Raw genomic sequence first — 16,487 nt, forward strand, 5'->3', positions numbered from 1 at the left:
TCCGCCGCGAACGGAGCGATCTTCGCCTCGGCCAGCGAACGCACCGCCTCACGGAGCATCCCGTGCTCCTCGGAGATACGGAAGAGATCGAAGTCCTGGCTCATGATCGCCACTCCTGTTTCACGACGGTACTCAGTACCCTTCATTATGCACGTGCACGGCAAAAAGGGAACTCAGTGCCTTCCCTTCGCGGCACTGAGTTCCCTATCCTTTTCGTGCCGAACTTCTGGCGTACTTCCGCCGTACTTCTGCCGAACGAGCCGGCCCGAGCGCAGGGAGATGACAGCGTGGTCCACTCAGCCATCGCCGAAGCCGACACCCGGAGCACGACGCTGTACTTCCAGCGCTGCGCGTGGTGCAACAACCCGACCTTCCAGCGGCTGCTCTGCCCCACCTGCGGATCCACCGACCTCAGGCTGGAGCCCAGCGAGGGCACCGGCGTGGTGCGGCGCTGCGCGGTCGAGCAGGCCCGGACGCCGCTGGTCCGTCAGAAGTCCCTGATCCGGATGGCGGAGGGCTTCGACGTCTGGTGCATCGTGGACGGGATGCGCAGCACCGTCCCGGTCGGCACCCGGGTGCGGCTGCTCTCCTCCCCCGACTCCGACCAGCCGGAGCTGCGGCTGCTGCCGATGGAGGAGCCGCCGGTGCCGCAGGACCCCGAGCCGCGCCCGCTGCCGCCCGCCCAGGGCGGCTTCACCCAGCACCTCGCGGCGTTCGTCACGGAGTGAGCCGTACGGCGACCGGGACGGGCGGCGCGCCTGAGCGCCGTCGGGAGACGACGGAGGGCGTGACACCGAGGGGTACTCGGTGCCACGCCCTCCGTCGTCGTCCGGAGATCAGGCCTTGCGGGCCTTCACCTCGGCGGTGAGCTGCGGCAGCACCTCGAAGAGGTCGCCGACCACGCCGTAGTCGGCGAGCTCGAAGATCGGGGCCTCGGGGTCCTTGTTGACGGCCACGATGGTCTTCGAGGTCTGCATGCCGGCCCGGTGCTGGATGGCGCCCGAGATGCCGTTGGCCACGTAGAGCTGCGGGGAGACCTGCTTGCCGGTCTGGCCGACCTGGCTGCTGTGCGGGTACCAGCCGGCGTCCACGGCGGCGCGCGAGGCGCCGACGGCCGCGCCGAGCGCGTCCGCGAGCTCCTCGACCACGCCGAAGCCCTCGGCGGCACCGACACCGCGGCCGCCGGAGACCACGATGGCGGCCTCGGTCAGCTCGGGACGGCCGGAGGACACCCGCGGGGTGCGGGAGGTGACCTTGGCGGCGTTGCCGGTGAACTCGACGGCGACGTTCTCCACGGCGCCGGCGGCCGGGGCGGCCTCCGGGGAGACGGCGTTCGGCTTGACGGTGATGACCGGCGCGCCGTTGCTCACCCGGGAGTCGACGGTGTACGAGGCGGCGAACACCGACTGGGTGGCGATCGGGCCCTGGTCGCCGGCGCGCAGGTCGACGGCGTCGGTGATGATGCCGGAGCCGAGGCGCAGCGCCACGCGGGCGGCGACCTCCTTGCCCTCGCCGGAGGAGGTGACCAGCACGGCGGCGGCGTCGCTGGCCTTGGCGATCTGGGCCAGGGCGTCCACCTTGGGGACGACCAGCTGGTCGGTGAACTCGGCGCCGTCGGCGACGTACACCTTCGCCGCGCCGAACTCGCCGGCCTTGGCGGCGATGTCGGCCGCGGCCGCACCGGCGCCCAGGACGACGGCGGACGGCTCGCCGATGCGGCGGGCCAGGGTCAGCAGCTCCAGGGCCGGCTTGCGGACCACACCGTCGGCGTGGTCCACCAGGACGAGAATCTCAGCCATTGCTCAATGTCTCCGTGTTTCGCTGGGTCGGGGGGTGGGGGCGGCTCAGATGAACTTCTGGTCGGCGAGGAAGGTCGCGAGCGCCTTGCCGCCCTCGCCGTCGTCCTTGACGACCGTGCCCGCGGTGCGCGCCGGGCGCGCCGCCACCGACTCGACCGCCGTCCACGAACCCGCCAGGCCGACCTCGTCCGCCTCGATGCCCAGGTCGTCCAGGTCCAGCGACTGCACCGGCTTCTTCTTCGCCGCCATGATCCCCTTGAAGGACGGGTAGCGGGCCTCGCCCGACTGGTCCGTCACCGAGACCACGGCCGGCAGCGGAGCCTCCACCAGCTCGGTCGCCGCGTCACCGTCACGACGGCCCCTCACCACGCCGCCCTCGACCGACACCTCCGACAGCAGCGTCACCTGCGGCACGCCCAGACGCTCCGCCAGCAGCGCCGGCAGCACACCCATCGTGCCGTCCGTCGACGCCATGCCACCGATCACCAGGTCGAACCCGGTCCGCTCCAGCGCCTTCGCCAGGATCGCCGACGTGCCGATCACATCGGAGCCGTGGATGTCGTCGTCGTTCACGTGCACGGCCTTGTCCGCACCCATCGACAGCGCCTTGCGCAGCGCGTCCTTGGCGTCGTCCGGCCCGACCGTCAGCACCGTGACCTCGGCACCCTCGTTCGCCTCCGCGATCCGCAGCGCCTGCTCCACGCCGTACTCGTCGAGCTCCGACAGGAGGCCGTCCACACCCTCCCGGTCGGTGGTGTGGTCGTCCGCGAAACGACGGTCACCCGTCGCGTCCGGCACGTACTTCACACAGACGACGATCCTCAAGCTCATGAGCGGTTCTCCTGTCACGGGTGCACGGATGCACTGGATCCATGGCCTCAGGCATGCCGAGGGTACTGAGTGCCAAGTCCGGCCCGGGTACGACCCACGCACCGCAGGCGCCACCTGGACCGGCATACCGTGTCGGCTCTCTTCGACTGGCGTCAGAGGCTCCACGGAGAGAATACGGCACTCAGTACCCCTCGTAAAGGAACTCAGTACCCTTGCGGCCCCCGGCGACCGGACGGGCGGCCCGGCAAGCGGACACAAGGTTTCCGCAAGCACCGACCAGGTCGCGTCATGGAATCCGCCAGACGGCCCGAGGAGCATCGACCCCGGGGCCGGCCGACGGCTCCGACCTGGGATCAAGGAGGGGGAGAAGGATGACCTTGGTGCACGGGGAACAGGACGTCACGACGACCGACGGCGGGCGCGGGACGCCGGCGGCCTGGAGCAACAACGGGCCCTGGGAGACCCTGCGGGACCGCAAGGAGGTGCTCGTGGTCGCGCAGACGATGGTGTACGCGAAGCGCCTGCACGACTTCTACGCGCTGCTCGCCGCCGACCTGCGGGTCCACGTGCAGTTCACGGTGGCGCCGCACATGTTCAACGGGGGTGCCGCGGAGATCCTCCGGGCGCTGGGCGGCACCGTGCTGCCGTGGGAGCAGGCGGTCCGGCGCGAGTTCGACCTGATCCTGGCCGCCGGTTCCCAGGGCATGGAGCAGTTGCACGGCCCGGTCGTCCGGCTGCCGCACGGGGCCGGCAACATCAAGCTGTCCCGGCGCAGCACCCCGGACGGCGAGCGGGCGGCCATCGGGCTCGGTCCGGACTACCTCTACTGGGAGGGGAGGCTCGTCCCCGCCTCGTTCGCGCTGGCCCACGAGGAGGAACTGCTCGAACTCGGGCGCGGCTGCCCGGAGGCCCTGCCGATCGCCGAGGTGGTCGGCGACCCGTGCTACGACCGCATCGCCGCCGCGCTGCCGCACCGGGAGCGCCACCGGGCCGCGCTGGGGCTGCGGCCGGAGGAGAAGCTGGTGGTGGTCTGCTCCACCTGGGGCGACGGCTCGCTCTTCACCCGGCTCGACGCCGTGCTGCCGAGACTGACCTCGGAGCTGCCCCGGCACGGCTACCGGGCGGTCCTGCTGACCCACCCCAACATCGCGGCCCAGCACTCGGCCTACGCGGTGCGCTCCTGGGCCAAGGCCACCGCCCGGGGGGCCGTCACGGTGGTCCCGCCCGAGACGGACTGGCGGCCGCTGCTGGTCGCCGCCGACTTCGTCATCGGGGACCACGGCTCGGTCACCCTGTACGGCGCGATGACCGGCGTTCCCGTCCTGCTCGCCGAGTACCCGCACCGGCATGTCAACCCGCGCTCGCCGGCCGCGCAGCTCGCCCGTACCGCGCCCGCGCTCGCGCCCGGGCATCCGCTCACCGGCCAACTCGCGTACGCCGCCGAGCACTACCACCCGGAGGACTACGCGGCGATCGCCGCCCGGATCAGCTCCGAGCCGGGCCGCTTCGACCGGAACGCCCGTCGGCTGCTGTACCGCGTCCTCGGGCTCGGCCAGCCGGCGCACGCCCCGGACCCGGAGCCGCTCCCGCTGCCCGAGCCGCTGGACGCGATCGCGGCGGCCGAGGGACGGCGGGCCGGATGACGGCCGCGCTGCACACGGTGCGCCTGGTGCCGGTCGGCGCTTCGGCGGTCCGCGGCTCCTCCGCCCGGAGCGGCTCGGCGGCCGCGCTGTTCGAGGCCCGGGTGACGTCCACGACCGGGGTCCGCCACGGGCTGCTGGCCGCGGACCCGGCGTCCCCGGCGTCCCCGACTCCGGGCGGACGGCCGGGGCCCGGGTTCGTGGACGAGCACCTCGTGCTCGACCTCACCGAGCCCGGGGGCCTGCACTGGCGCCGACACGCCGACGTGCTGCACCTCGGGCCGGTGCGGGCGGCGGACGCCCACGCGCGGCTCGCGGAGCTGCTGTCCGCCCACCCCGGGTGTGCGGTGGCCACGGCCGAGCACCGTCCGGGGGCGGTGCTGGTGCTCGCCCGGAACGGGGCGCGGCTCGTCCTGCGGGCCCGGGGCCCGGTCGGTGGGCCGGTCCCGGCGTCGGCCCTCGGGTCGCTGGCGCACGCCTGGCTGGCGGCCGGGCGGGCACTGGACGAGCTCGACCGGGTCAGTGCCGGCGGGTGGCACGACCCGGGTTCCGGGTGGCACGCCCCGAGGGCCGGGTGGCGCCGGCTCACTCCTCCGGTTCGTCCGGGCGGGCGGTGACGGCGGAGTCGGCGCCGTACGCGGCGAGGCGGTCGGCCAGTCTGGCCGCCTCGGCCGCGGCACCGATCTCCCGGTACCGGGCCATGGACTGCTCGAACCGGGCGCGCGCCGCGTCCGGACGGCCGCGCAACTCCTCGACCTGGCCGGCGAACTCCAGCGTCCGCGCCTCCCAGTGCGCGGACAACCGGGCCCGGAAGCCCGCGAGGGCCTCCTCGATGCGGGCCTCGGCCGGCTCGTACGCGCCCAGCCGGCCGTACGCCAGCCCCAGGAAGGCCGTCGCACGGGCCGCCTCGTAGTCGTCCTGGACCGAGGCCAGCTCGCGGCCCGCCCGCTCGATCGGCTCCACCGCCTCGGCCGCCCGGCCGGCCAGCAGCAGCACCTCGCCGTACGCCAGCCGGGCCAGCGCCGCACCGCGCAGGTAGTCCTCGGCCTCGCGGAGCCGGACCACCTGGTCCAGGCACTCGGCGGCCGCCTCCAGCCGGCCGGCCATCCGGTGGGTCTGGCTGAGCCCGTACAGCGCGTCCGCCTGGGCCAGCGGACGGTCGACGTCCCGGGCGAGGGCGAGGGCGGCGGTGAACCAGTCCGCCGCCTCCTCCCCCTCGCCCGCGTTCCGCAGGCCGTTCCCGCCGCTGGTGAGCATCCGCAGCTCGCCGCTGCGGGAACCGTCCGCGCGGGCGGCCCGCAGGCCGATCCGGTGGGCCTCGACCCACAGCCGGCCCGGGCGCAGCCGCAGGAACAACGGCCACATGGCGTCGGCGAGTTGCCAGGCGGCCGCGGGCCGGCCCAGTTCCTCGCACCAGCGCAGGACGTCGGCGAGCCGGTCGCGTTCCGCGTCGAGCCACTCCACGGCCGGCACGTCGCCCGTGAACTCCCGGGCCGGGTGGACGGCGCGGGTGCGGTAGTCGCGGGCGAGGGTGCGGTGGCTCGGCGAGACGACGGCCTCGGCGGCCGTGGCCGAGGCCAGGTACCAGTCGACGACCCGGTCGAGCGCGGCCGCGGCGGGCCGGGTGCCGCGGACCAGCGCCCCCTGTGCCCGGGCGTGCAGCCGCACCAGGTCGTGGAAGCGGAACCGCTGCGGCCCGGTCTCCTCCAGCAGGTGCACGTCGATCAGGCCGTCCAGCAGCCGATCGGCCCCGGCCAGGTCCACGTCCGCCAGCACCGCGGCGTTCTCCAGGGTGAACTCGGCGAAGGGCAGCAGGCCGAGCAGCCCGTAGAGCCGGGCGGCGTCCGGCTCCAGCACGCCGTAGGAGGCGTCCAGCAGGTCCCGCACCGTCTCCCCCTCCACGTCCAGCGCCGCCAGCCGGTCGGTACCGCGGCCGAGCATCTCGGCGGTCGCCGCGAGCGACTGGGCCGGGCGCGCCGCGATGCGGGCCGCCGCCAGGCAGATCGCCAGCGGCAGCCCGGCGCAGGCCTCCACCACCTCGGCCGCGGCGTCGCGCTCGTCGACCACCCGGCTCCTGCCGACCCGCGCGGCGAGGATCTCGGTGGAGGCCTCCGGGGCGAGCGGGGCCAGCGGCCGGAAGACCGCGCCGTCGATGCCCAGCCCGGTGAGCCGGCGGCGGCTGGTCACCACGACCACGGTGTGGTCCGAGCCGGGCAGCAGCGGCCGCACCTGGGCGGCCGTCGAGGCGTTGTCCAGCAGCACCGAGATCCGCCGCTCCGCCGCCAGCGAGCGCCAGAGCGCGGCGCCCTCCTCCAGGGTCCCGGGCACCGGGGAGATCCCGAAGGCCCGCAGGAAGCCGCCGAGGGCCTCGGCCGGGTCGGTGGGGCCGTCGGGCGCGTAGCCGCGCAGGTCGGCGTACAGCTGGCCGTCCGGGAAGCGGTCGGACTGGCCGCGCAGCCACTGCGCGGCCAGGGCCGTCTTGCCGACCCCGGCGGGGCCGGTCACCACGACGGTGACGTCCGCCGCCCCGGCGTCCGGGGCCAACGAGCGGTCCAGCGACTCCAGTTCGGCGTCCCGACCGATCAACCGCCTCGGACAGGGCGGGAGTTGCCGCGGCGTCGGCAGGGCGGGCGGCCCGTGCAGGTGCAGTCCGCCGTGGATCGCGCCGGCCTGCACCACCGGGCCGGAGACCGTCGTGGCGCCGGCCAGCGAGTTCCGCACCACTCCGCACGGCAGGTTGGCGTCGTTCACCGGCACCCGCCGACCACGGTCGATCCTGTCACTGGCTCCCCCGGCCTCGGACGAATTACCCCTGTGGCGCTATCACATGACGTGTCGTCATGCCGGGACAATTCCCGAAAGCACGACCGCTGAACCCTGTGGTGCTATGGCCGACCTCCGGGAGACGCCCACGATCGTCACCGGATCGCATACGTACACTCTGCGGACGGATTCCCTGCTGATCGACCGGTACCTGTATCCGGACCTCTCCGAACAGGCCGCACTACTCGCCGAGAACCGGACAGGACCACCAGGCCGGAACCGTGTTGGGCTGCCGCCGCGAGCGCCCTAGGCGCGTAGGACGACGGCTGCCTCTCCCGTGTACACCCGGAACGTCATCGATTCCTGAAGGTAAAGGCGAATCGTTTCTGCGTCGTGGGAGAGGTAGCCCACCGAGGCGTCCTGGCCGAGGAAGAGCTCGAAGTCCCCGCCGCGGACGGAGAGCAGGTAGGCGCCCTCGATGGCCGGGGCCCAGATGATGTCGCCGTCGAGGAGCCGGGCGAGGTGGTTGTGGACGGGGTAGCCGTGGTCACTGGTCTCGTTCACCGCGGTGAAGGCGGCCGCGCCGAGCAGGAGCGAGTAGGGGCCGCCGACGCCGGCGAGGCGCAGGGCGGTCAGGGCCCGGCTGACGGCCTCCGGGTACTCGCGGACGTCGTCGGGGAGTTGGACCTGCGGATTGGTGGAGGCGGCCCGGATGCCGTCGATGGCGGCGGCGCGGTAACCCTCGAAGACGGCCCGGTCCTCGGCCAGGGCGAGAGTGCGGGCCGCGTCCTTGACCGGCTGCCAGTCCGAGTCCCGGGAGCCGCGCTCGACGTCGTCCACGGCGTCCCGGCGGACGGTGAAGGGGACACGCAGCTCGACCACCGGCTGGGCGGCGCGGGCGCGGGCCTGGACGCCGTCCGCCGGGGGGTCGACGGTGGTCAGGTGGCCGGTGCCGACGGCGGCGAGGGCGGCGCCCTCGGGCCCGGTGAGGTCGACCACCCGGCGGCCGGCGATGTGGAGCTTGAAGGTCTGGCGGGCCTCCTCCTCGATCTCCTCCCAGGCGGCGGCGGAGATCGGGGCGAGGTCCCGGTGGAGGTTGTTCATGGGCGGGGTCCTGTTCGGCGGGTCTGTCAGGGACTCTGCTTGAGGCTGCCGATGCCGAGCGAGCCGTCCCCGGGGGCGGGGGCGGACTCCGGAGCGGCGGCGGGCGCGGCGGACGCGGGGGCGGCGGTGCTCCGGGGGACGGAGGGTGCCGGGGGCGGGGAGTCGAGGAAGTCGGCGGTCGGGACGAAGAACAGCCCGCCGGTGACGGCGGTGGAGAAGTCGAGCAGACGGTCGGTGGTGCCGGGCGGGTCGCCGACGAACATGTTGCGCAGCATCTCCTCGGTCACCCCGGGGTCGGCCGCGTAGCCGATGAAGTAGGTGCCGGCCTCGCCGCCGTGCCCGGCGGAGCCGAACGTGCCGTACGGCATGTTGAAGCGGAGGATCTTCCGCTCCTCGCCGTCCGGTCCGGTGATCACGGTGAGCGCCACGTGCGAGTCGGCGGGCTTGACGTCGTCGTCCAGTTCGATGTCGGTGAGCTTGGTGCGGCCGACCGCCCCCTCCTGCTGCTCGACGCTCAGGGCGTTCCACCCGTCCATGTCGTGGACGTACCGCTGCACGACGACGTAGCTGCCGCCGGCGAACGCCGGGTCCTCGGCGCCGATCAGGGCGGCGTGCTCGGCGGCCCGGCCCTCCGGATTCTCGGTGCCGTCGACGAAGCCGAGCAGGTCCCGGTCCTCGAAGTACTTGAAGCCCTGGACGGAGTCGACGACGGTGGCCGCCCCGGCCAGCCGCTCGGTGAGCTGCGCGGCCAGTTCGAAGCAGAGGTCCATCCGCTCCGCCCGCAGGTGCAGCAGCAGGTCGCCGGGGGTGGCGGGGGCCCGGTGGCGGGGGCCGACCACCTCCTGGAAGGGGTGCAGGGAGGCCGGCCGGGGGCCGGCGAAGAGGCGGTCCCAGAGTTCGGAGCCGATGCCGGTGACACAGGTGAGGGCGCCGTCGGGGGCCCGGAAGCCGACCGCGCGGCGCAGGCCCGCGAGGTCGGGCAGCAGGTCGCGGACGACCGCCTCCCGGCCGGGTTCGACGGTGAGGACCAGGAAGACGGCCGCGCTGGTGAGCGGGGAGAGTACGGCTTGCGGTTCGGCCCGCACGGTCGTGATCATGGGACTGATTACACCGCAAAGCGGACGATCCGGCGCGTCCGACACGCAGCCGAACGGCCCTACCGGGCAGGCCGGACAGCCCCGTCGGAGTGCGTTCCGACGGGGCCGTCCGGCTGACGCGGCCGCCCCGTCCGGGTGAACGTCAGGCGCGTCGCCGCCCGGCGCCGGTGGCGGCCACCACGGCCCCCAGCACCGCCGAGACGACCGGCACCACCAGGCCCGCCCGGAAGCCCTCCAGCGCGGTGGCCCCCGACCCCAGCGCGGCCAGGTTCACCGTGGTCACCACCGAGAGGCCGAGCGCCGCCCCGAACTGGAAGGAGGTGTTGAGCAGCCCGCCGGCCAGCCCCTGCTCCTCCTCCGCGATCCCCTCGGTGGCCGCGATGGTCAGCGGCCCGTACGCGAGGGCGAAGGCCAGCCCGGTCAGCAGCATGGTCGGGAACATCATCGGGTACGTCCAGTCGGCGCCCACCGGCAGGAACAGCCCGTACGAGAGCGCGGCCAGCAGGAAGCCGCCGAGGATCACCCGGGCGTTGCCGAAGCGCTCCACCAGCTTCGGGGTGAGGGTCGGCGCCAGCACCGAGTCCACGCCGACCGCGAGCAGCGCCAGGCCGGTCTGGAGCGGGGACCAGCCGCGCAGGTCCTGGAGGTAGAGGGTGGCGGTGAACTGGAAGCCGAAGAAGGAGGCGGCGAACAGCACCGCGCCGAGGTTGGCCCGCAGCAGCGGCCCGGAGCGCAGGACGCCCAGCCGCACCAGCGGCGCGGGCGAGCGCCGCTCGACCACCGTGAACACCGCCAGCAGGGCGAGCCCGCCGGCCAGCACGGCGGCGGTGGTGCCGACCCGCGCGCCCGGCTCGCCGATCCGGACCACGCCGTACACCAGCAACAGCATCGCCCCGGTCGCGGCGGCCGCCCCGGCCAGGTCGAAGCGCCCGCCGGACCGCTCCGGCGCGGCCTCGCGCGGGATCAGCTGGACGGCCGCCGCCAGCAGCGCCCCGGCCAGCAGCTCCGGGGCGAAGAACACCCAGCGCCAGCTGACCGCCGTCAGCAGGCCGCCGACCACCAGGCCGAGCGAAAAGCCCGCCGCGGCCGTCCCCGCGTACACCAGCAGCGCCCGGTTGCGCCGCGGGCCCTCGGGGAAGGCGGTGGTGATGATCGACAGCCCGGCCGGGGTCATGAAGGCCGCCGACAGGCCGGTGACGAACCGGGCCAGGATCAGCACCCAGCCCTCGGTGGCCAGCCCGCCGAGGCCGGAGAAGAGCACGAAGACGGTCAGCCAGCACAGGAACATCCGGCGCCGGCCCAGCAGGTCGGCCGTCCGGCCGCCGAGCAGCATGAAGCCGCCGTAGCCCAGCACGTACGCGCTCAGCACCCAGGACAGCGCGCCGGTGGACATCCCCAGCTCGGCGCGGATCGAGGGCAGCGCCACGTTCAGCATGGCGACGTCGATGCCCTCCAGGAAGATCGCGCCGCAGAGCACGGCCAGCACTGCGGCGGACCGGCCGCCGAACCGGGCCGGGGGCTCCGGCGGCGCCGGGCGCTCCCCGGCCCCGGGAAGGGCTTCCCGACTGTTTTCGGGCAGGGCTGATGACACGGACACCTGGGGCTCCTCGGGGAGACGGGGGGTGGCGAGGGCCCCGGACGGTTCTCAGCCGTCCGGTCGGTTCCCTCTTGTAACCACTCGTCATCCTCGGGCAGCATCGGGAGGCATGGAAGAAGGCACTTCGAAGGAACCGACGCACTGCCCGGGTACCGAGGGTGGCTACGACGTCCTCCAGTGGGACGTCCGGGAGGACTGCGAGGTGCGGCAGATCCTGGACCGGATCGCCGACAAGTGGTCGCTGCTGGTGATCGCCCTGCTGGACCGGCAGTCGCTGCGCTTCACCGAGCTGCGCCGGGCGATCGACGGGGTCAGCCAGCGGATGCTCACCGTCACGCTGCGCCAGCTGGAGCGGGACGGCCTGGTCGAGCGGACGGTGCACCCGGTGGTGCCGCCCCGGGTCGACTACGCGCTGACCCCGCTCGGACGGACGCTGCACGCCACCATCCAGTCGCTGGTCACCTGGACCGAGGCGCACCAGCGCGAGATCGCGGCGGCGAGGGCGGCGTACGACACCCGGGAGAACGCGTCCTGAGACGCGACGCGGGGCGGGCGCGCCTCGTCGCGCACCCGCCCCACTCCTGCCCCGACTTCCGCTTCCCGTCCGGCCCTCGCGGCGTCCGGGCCGGCTCAGACCCGCAGCGCCGCCAGCTGCTCGGCGAACGGCACCACCTGCTCGGGCACCGCCGGCGCCGCCGGACCGCTCCCGGCCAGCAGGGCCGCCAGCTCGCCGGCCGCCCGGTCGATCCGGCGCGGCAGGCCGTCGGTGAGCCCGTCCCCCGCCGTGCCCCAGTCGTCGGTGGCCGCGTAGACGGCGGTCGGCAGCACCACCGCGCGCAGGTAGCTGAACAGTGGCCGGACGGCGTGCTCCAGGGCGAGCGAGTGCCGGGGCGTGCCGCCGGTGGCGGCGATCAGCACCGGCTTGCCGGTGAGCGCGTCGTTGTCGACCACGTCGAAGAAGGACTTGAACAGACCGCTGTACGAGGCCGTGAAGATCGGCGTCACCGCGATCAGGGCGTCCGCCTCCGTCACCGCCTCGATCGCCGCGCGCAGCCCGGCGCCGGGGAAGCCGGTGACGAAGTTGTTGGCGATCTCCACTGCCAGGTCCCGCAGTTCGACCACGGTGACGTCCACCTCCCGCCCCTCCTGGGCGAGTCGGCGCACGGTCGAGTCGGTGAGCCGGTCCGCCAGCAGCCGCGTCGAGGACGGCTTGCTCAGCCCGGCACTCACCACCACCAGCTTGAACGCGGTCACTTGGCCACCTCCGCCTTCTCGTTCTCCTCGTTCGCGCGCGCGTCGCGCGCCGCGACCAGCGCGGTGTGGGTCGGCCCGTCCGGCACCTCGGCCGGGCGGCCCTTGGCGAACTCCTCGCGCAGCACCGGCACGACCTCCTCGCCGAGCAGGTCCAGCTGCTCCAGCACCGTCTTGAGCGGCAGGCCGGCGTGGTCCATCAGGAACAGCTGGCGCTGGTAGTCGCCGAAGGTCTCGCGGAAGGTCAGGGTCTTCTCGATGACCTCCTGCGGGCTGCCCACGGTCAGCGGGGTCTGCTCGGTGAACTCCTCCAGCGAGGGCCCGTGCCCGTACACCGGCGCGTTGTCGAAGTACGGACGGAACTCGCGCACCGCGTCCTGGGAGTTCTTCCGCATGAACACCTGCCCGCCGAGCCCGACGACGGCCTGCTCGGGCGTGCCGTGGCCGTAGTGGGCGTAGCGCTCGCGGTAGAGCTCGATCAGCTTCTGGAAGTGCTCCTTGGGCCAGAAGATGTTGTTCGCGAAGAAGCCGTCACCGTAGTAGGCGGCCTGCTCGGCGATCTCGGGGCTGCGGATCGAGCCGTGCCAGACGAACGGCGGGACGTCGTCCAGCGGGCGCGGCGTGGAGGTGAAGCCCTGGAGCGGGGTGCGGAAGCGGCCCTGCCAGTCGACGACCTCCTCGCGCCACAGCCGGCGCAGCAGCGCGTAGTTCTCGATCGCGAGCGGGATGCCCTGGCGGATGTCCTGGCCGAACCACGGGTAGACCGGGCCGGTGTTGCCGCGGCCCATCATGACGTCCACCCGGCCCTCGGCCAGGTGCTGGAGCATCGCGAAGTCCTCGGCGATCTTCACCGGGTCGTTGGTGGTGATCAGCGTGGTCGACGTGGAGAGGATGATGCGGTCGGTCTGCGCGGCGATGTAGCCGAGCATGGTCGTCGGCGAGGACGGGACGAACGGCGGGTTGTGGTGCTCGCCGGTCGCGAAGACGTCCAGGCCGACCTCCTCGGCCTTGCGGGCGATCGCCACCATCGCCTTGATCCGCTCGTGCTCGCTCGGGGTGCGGCCGGTGGTGGGGTCGGTCGTCACGTCGCCGACGGAGAAGATTCCGAACTGCATGCTGATCACCACGTCCCAGGTAGTCTAAATTTCAACCACCTTAGCGCCGGGACGCGGGCCGGTATTCCGCCTGGTCGCCTCCCGTGCCCTGCGACGACAATGGAAGGCGCGGAGAGACCAGGGAAGGCTCCGGAAGGGCGGCGGACGGATGGGTCCGTACATCGCGGTGAGCGCGCTGAGCCACGAGGGCCTGGTGCGGGAGCACAACGAGGACAGCCTGGCGGTCGGGCCGTGGACGCTCTGCGCCACCGTGACCACCAACCCGCAGACCCTGCTCTTCCCGCTGGGCCCGCCCTGCGTGATCGCGGTCGCCGACGGCCTGGGCGGCCACCCCGGCGGCGAGGTGGCCAGCGCCCTGGTCGCCCGCCGGCTCGCCGCCGACGGGGGCGCGCTGGACGACGAGGAGTCCCTCCGCGAGGAGCTCCAGGCCTGCAACCGGGCCGTCTACGCGGCCGCCGCCGAGGAGCCCGAGCTCGCCGCGATGGGCACCACCGTCGCCGGGCTGGTGCTGCTGCCCGAACGGGTCCTGGCCTTCAACGTCGGCGACAGCCGGGTCTACCGGATCACCGGGGACGGGCTGCGCCGGGTGAGCGTGGACGACAGCCCGCCGCTGCCGCCCGGGCAGCGCACCACCTCGGTGGTCACCCAGACCCTGGGCGGCTCGCTCGGGCTCACCTTCGTCGAACCGCACGTCCGGGCGGCGCCACTGGCCGCCGGGGACCGGTACCTGGTGTGCAGCGACGGGCTCACCGACCCGGTGCCCGAGGAGGAGCTGGCCGGGCTGCTGGAACGGTCGTCCGAGGGGGCGGACCGGTCGGACGGCAGGGCGGCGTTCGAGCTGTGGAAGGCGGCGATCGAGGCCGGCGGGCCGGACAACATCACCCTGGCGCTGGTGCGGGTGGGCGCGTAGGGCTCCCCCGACGGCACGGACCCGCCCCGGGCGGGGCGCCGCAGCGCTCCGCCCGGGGCGGTCACCTGTCCGTTCGCCGTACTCGGCTCACATCTCGCTCGTGACGCTCACCCCGCTGAAGCCCTGCTGGGCGTAGAGGCTGAAGTAGACGTAACCCGCCGGCGGGTTCGTGACGGTCAGCGTCTCGGAGTTGTCCGGGTTGGTCGACCGCGCGGTGTTCGCGTTCGTGTAGGCCCAGCCCGCCGCGTTGTAGTAGAGGTCGCCGTTGCCGGTGCCGCCGTTGGTGGTGATCTTCACCTGCTTGGTGCCGGCCGGCACCAGCAGGTAGAAGTGCGCGTAGTTGCCCGTGCCGGCCGCGACGCTGCTGCGGGCGCAGTTGGCGTCCAGCTGCCGGACGTCGGCGGCGCTGCACTCGGGCACCTGCGGGACGGTCGGAGTGGTGCCGCAGGCGCCGTTCGCGCACTTGGTCAGCCAGCTGTCGAAGTCGGCGTCGTAGCGGGTGCCGATGGTGGTCTTCAGGATGGCGCGGGCGCCGTCCCAGTCACCGGCGCGGTACTTGGCGAGGACCGCGTCCACGTCGGAGCGGTGCTGCTCCAGCATGTAGCGCACGGCCAGGTAGCCCCAGCGGTAGACCCGGTCCTGGTCGCCGTAGCCGGTGTCGAAGAGGTCGCTCAGCCTGTAGGTGTGACGGCCGGCCGCCGCGACGGCGGCGTCGTTGTTCACCTTGCGGTACGAGTAGGACACGTACTCGGCGAAGCCCTCGACCCACCAGACGGTCGGGGTCTTCATGCCGGCCTCGAAGTCGCCGTACATGTCGAACCGGCCGTCGAGGTAGTGGGTGTACTCGTGGTTGAGGTTCCAGATCTCGAAGGACGGGCGGGCCCACTCGGCCTCGTAGCAGAGGAAGCGCGGCTGGTTGCCGGCCTTGGCCGGGTCGCCCTCCAGGTACATGCCGCCGTTGTTGGTGTCGATGCCGTAGATCGCGGCGGCCAGCACCTGGTAGTCGAGCGAGGAGTGGAAGACCACGACCTCGATCGTCTTGTTCTGGTCGTCCTTGACCGCGCCGTTGTCCTTGGCGACCGAGTGGAAGTACGCGTCCTGGCCGTTCAGGCTGGTGCAGGCGGTGCCCAGCTGGGTGCTGTCCAGCGCCTGGGCGAGCAGGGTGATGCTGGGGCTGCAGACGTGCTTGACGGTCAGCACGCCGGCCTTGAGCTGGTCGGACTTGTTGCAGGTGCCGTAGTACGAGCAGTTGCCGATGTCGTAGTAGTCGACCGCCTCGGCGACGGCGGCCCACTGGAAGACGGTGCGGCCCTTCGGCTCCGCCTTCTGGACCAGCGCCTTGGCCAGCGGACGGACCTTGGCCTGGAGCGCCGTGTCCTTCAGGAAGCGGGACAGCTCCTTGGTCGCGTTGTAGACCAGCACGCCGTAGGTGTCGCCGAGCAGGGCGTTGTTGCGGGTCGCGAAGTCGGACAGCGCGTCCAGCACGCTCGGGTCCGCCTCGACGGCCGCGTCGAAGCCGGGCACCTGGTGGCCGCGGAACAGCACGGTGAACACCGGGTTGACCGCCCACGCCATGCCGGCCGGGTTCCAGGTGTCGGCCTTGTAGTCGCCCAGCAGCCGCTTGACCACCGGCAGGTAGCGGACGTTCTCCTGCGCGCTGTCGATCAGGGTGATGGCCTCGCCCAGGATGGGCGCGTTGCCCGCCACGACGTCGCGCGAGTGCGCACTGTTGAAGAAGGCGTCCAGCCCGGACTGGATCGCGGTCTTGAGGCCGGCGCCGTACTCGCCGACGTCCTCCTTGTGGTACCACTGCACGAAGTAGCCGGCGCGCAGGAAGAGCACCAACTGCTCGACGGAGGTGGAGTTGTCACCGGGGTAGCCGGCCGCCGCGTCGCGCAGCGCGTAGGCCACCGTGCTCATCTGCTCCTCGCGGAACGCGCCGCGCGCGTCGCCGCCGGTGAGCTGGAACAGCGAGTTGACGCACTGGATGTCGGCGTCCTTGATGTGCTGGACCAGGTCGCTGCCGGTCCGGCCGGTGAAGTCGCCCTTGTTGCAGGGCTTTTCGGCCGCCGCGCCGAGGCCGAACACCTTGGCGGTCGACCGGACCTCGGCCGGCCGGGTGTCGACCGGGAGCGGGGCGCGCTCGTCGGCCGAGGCCAACTGCTGCCCGCTGTCGGCTCGTTCGGGCGCACCGATGGCCGGCTGGGGGGCCGGTCCGGCGGGGGTCGGGGCGGGGGTGCCGCCGGACGCGGGGCCGGCGGGGGCGGCCTGGGACTGGGGGGCGAACAGGCCGACCGCCAGGAACAGGGACAGGACGAGCGTCAGCAATCGTGCCAGCTGCGGGAGTCGCAGCAGACGTGAAGGACTCACGTGGGGGCCT

Annotated in this window: 14 protein-coding genes; 5 read left to right on the top strand and 9 right to left on the bottom strand. The window is 73.2% G+C overall.

Going from position 1 to position 16,487, the window contains the following annotated elements; genetic code table 11:
• Nucleotides 1-287 precede the first annotated feature (287 nt).
• Nucleotides 288-728 carry a PhlB family protein gene (locus tag ACZ7RU_RS30795; protein ID WP_401119605.1) on the top strand — a complete coding sequence of 147 codons (441 nt, stop codon included), beginning with the start codon at nt 288-290 and terminating at the stop codon, nt 726-728.
• Between the two features lie 108 nt (nt 729-836).
• Here ACZ7RU_RS30795 and ACZ7RU_RS30800 read toward each other — a convergent pair whose 3' ends face one another.
• A complete protein-coding gene (locus ACZ7RU_RS30800; protein ID WP_470344247.1) occupies nt 837-1,799 on the bottom strand; it encodes an electron transfer flavoprotein subunit alpha/FixB family protein in 963 nt (320 codons plus the stop codon).
• 45 nt (nt 1,800-1,844) lie between these two features.
• Nucleotides 1,845-2,630, bottom strand: coding sequence for an electron transfer flavoprotein subunit beta/FixA family protein (locus ACZ7RU_RS30805; protein ID WP_470344248.1), 786 nt, complete (start codon nt 2,628-2,630; stop codon nt 1,845-1,847).
• A 371-nt stretch (nt 2,631-3,001) separates the two neighbouring features.
• On the opposite strand from ACZ7RU_RS30805, the gene ACZ7RU_RS30810 reads away from it, so the two are divergent.
• Nucleotides 3,002-4,273 carry a hypothetical protein gene (locus ACZ7RU_RS30810; RefSeq protein ID WP_470344249.1) on the top strand — a complete coding sequence of 424 codons (1,272 nt, stop codon included), beginning with the start codon at nt 3,002-3,004 and terminating at the stop codon, nt 4,271-4,273.
• Nucleotides 4,270-4,887, top strand: coding sequence for a hypothetical protein (locus ACZ7RU_RS30815; RefSeq protein ID WP_470344250.1), 618 nt, complete (start codon nt 4,270-4,272; stop codon nt 4,885-4,887). The genes ACZ7RU_RS30810 and ACZ7RU_RS30815 overlap by 4 nt, the downstream gene beginning before the upstream one ends.
• Here the strand turns inward: ACZ7RU_RS30815 and ACZ7RU_RS30820 are convergent.
• From ACZ7RU_RS30820 to ACZ7RU_RS30835, 4 genes are all read right to left on the bottom strand, one after another.
• Entirely contained in the window at nt 4,856-7,021 is a 2,166-nt protein-coding gene (locus ACZ7RU_RS30820; RefSeq protein ID WP_470344251.1) for a tetratricopeptide repeat protein, read from the bottom strand. The genes ACZ7RU_RS30815 and ACZ7RU_RS30820 overlap by 32 nt on opposite strands.
• Nucleotides 7,022-7,339: 318 nt before the next feature.
• Nucleotides 7,340-8,137: a family 1 encapsulin nanocompartment shell protein gene (locus ACZ7RU_RS30825; protein WP_470344252.1), complete on the bottom strand. Its 798-nt coding sequence runs from the start codon at nt 8,135-8,137 to the stop codon at nt 7,340-7,342.
• 26 nt (nt 8,138-8,163) lie between these two features.
• The gene (locus ACZ7RU_RS30830; RefSeq protein WP_470344253.1) at nt 8,164-9,234 is read right to left on the bottom strand and encodes a Dyp-type peroxidase; all 1,071 of its coding nucleotides are present in this window, start codon (nt 9,232-9,234) and stop codon (nt 8,164-8,166) included.
• A gap of 142 nt (nt 9,235-9,376) precedes the next feature.
• Nucleotides 9,377-10,720 (bottom strand): MFS transporter, encoded by a 1,344-nt coding sequence (locus ACZ7RU_RS30835; RefSeq protein WP_470344399.1) that lies wholly within the window; start codon nt 10,718-10,720, stop codon nt 9,377-9,379.
• 220 nt (nt 10,721-10,940) lie between these two features.
• Between ACZ7RU_RS30835 and ACZ7RU_RS30840 the strand changes: the two genes are divergently transcribed.
• Nucleotides 10,941-11,366, top strand: coding sequence for a winged helix-turn-helix transcriptional regulator (locus ACZ7RU_RS30840; protein ID WP_470344254.1), 426 nt, complete (start codon nt 10,941-10,943; stop codon nt 11,364-11,366).
• 95 nt (nt 11,367-11,461) lie between these two features.
• On the opposite strand, the gene ACZ7RU_RS30845 is transcribed toward ACZ7RU_RS30840, so the two are convergent.
• Nucleotides 11,462-12,085, bottom strand: a complete 624-nt coding sequence (locus ACZ7RU_RS30845; protein ID WP_470344255.1) for an FMN reductase — start codon at nt 12,083-12,085, stop codon at nt 11,462-11,464.
• Nucleotides 12,082-13,197, bottom strand: coding sequence for an LLM class flavin-dependent oxidoreductase (locus ACZ7RU_RS30850; protein WP_470344256.1), 1,116 nt, complete (start codon nt 13,195-13,197; stop codon nt 12,082-12,084). Before ACZ7RU_RS30850 ends, ACZ7RU_RS30845 begins: the two co-directional genes overlap by 4 nt.
• A 148-nt stretch (nt 13,198-13,345) precedes the next feature.
• Here ACZ7RU_RS30850 and ACZ7RU_RS30855 point away from each other — a divergent pair, with 148 nt between their 5' ends.
• On the top strand, nt 13,346-14,107 hold the full coding sequence (locus tag ACZ7RU_RS30855; protein WP_470344257.1) for a PP2C family protein-serine/threonine phosphatase: 762 nt from the start codon (nt 13,346-13,348) through the stop codon (nt 14,105-14,107).
• An 87-nt stretch (nt 14,108-14,194) separates the two neighbouring features.
• Here ACZ7RU_RS30855 and ACZ7RU_RS30860 read toward each other — a convergent pair whose 3' ends face one another.
• Nucleotides 14,195-16,477 (bottom strand): M9 family metallopeptidase, encoded by a 2,283-nt coding sequence (locus ACZ7RU_RS30860; protein WP_470344258.1) that lies wholly within the window; start codon nt 16,475-16,477, stop codon nt 14,195-14,197.
• Between the last annotated feature and the right edge of the window lie 10 nt (nt 16,478-16,487).

The sequence above is a fragment of the Kitasatospora sp. NPDC114501 genome, from assembly GCF_055633695.1.

Bases quoted from the DNA above. Each gene is read 5' to 3' on its own strand.
- ACZ7RU_RS30840 (WP_470344254.1), top strand. From the start codon at position 10,941: ATGGAAGAAGGCACTTCGAAGGAACCGACGCACTGCCCGGGTACCGAG.
- ACZ7RU_RS30810 (WP_470344249.1), top strand. From the start codon at position 3,002: ATGACCTTGGTGCACGGGGAACAGGACGTCACGACGACCGACGGCGGG.
- ACZ7RU_RS30800 (WP_470344247.1), bottom strand. From the start codon at position 1,799: ATGGCTGAGATTCTCGTCCTGGTGGACCACGCCGACGGTGTGGTCCGC.
- ACZ7RU_RS30825 (WP_470344252.1), bottom strand. From the start codon at position 8,137: ATGAACAACCTCCACCGGGACCTCGCCCCGATCTCCGCCGCCGCCTGG.
- ACZ7RU_RS30855 (WP_470344257.1), top strand. From the start codon at position 13,346: ATGGGTCCGTACATCGCGGTGAGCGCGCTGAGCCACGAGGGCCTGGTG.
- ACZ7RU_RS30815 (WP_470344250.1), top strand. From the start codon at position 4,270: ATGACGGCCGCGCTGCACACGGTGCGCCTGGTGCCGGTCGGCGCTTCG.
- ACZ7RU_RS30830 (WP_470344253.1), bottom strand. From the start codon at position 9,234: ATGATCACGACCGTGCGGGCCGAACCGCAAGCCGTACTCTCCCCGCTC.
- ACZ7RU_RS30850 (WP_470344256.1), bottom strand. From the start codon at position 13,197: ATGCAGTTCGGAATCTTCTCCGTCGGCGACGTGACGACCGACCCCACC.
- ACZ7RU_RS30805 (WP_470344248.1), bottom strand. From the start codon at position 2,630: ATGAGCTTGAGGATCGTCGTCTGTGTGAAGTACGTGCCGGACGCGACG.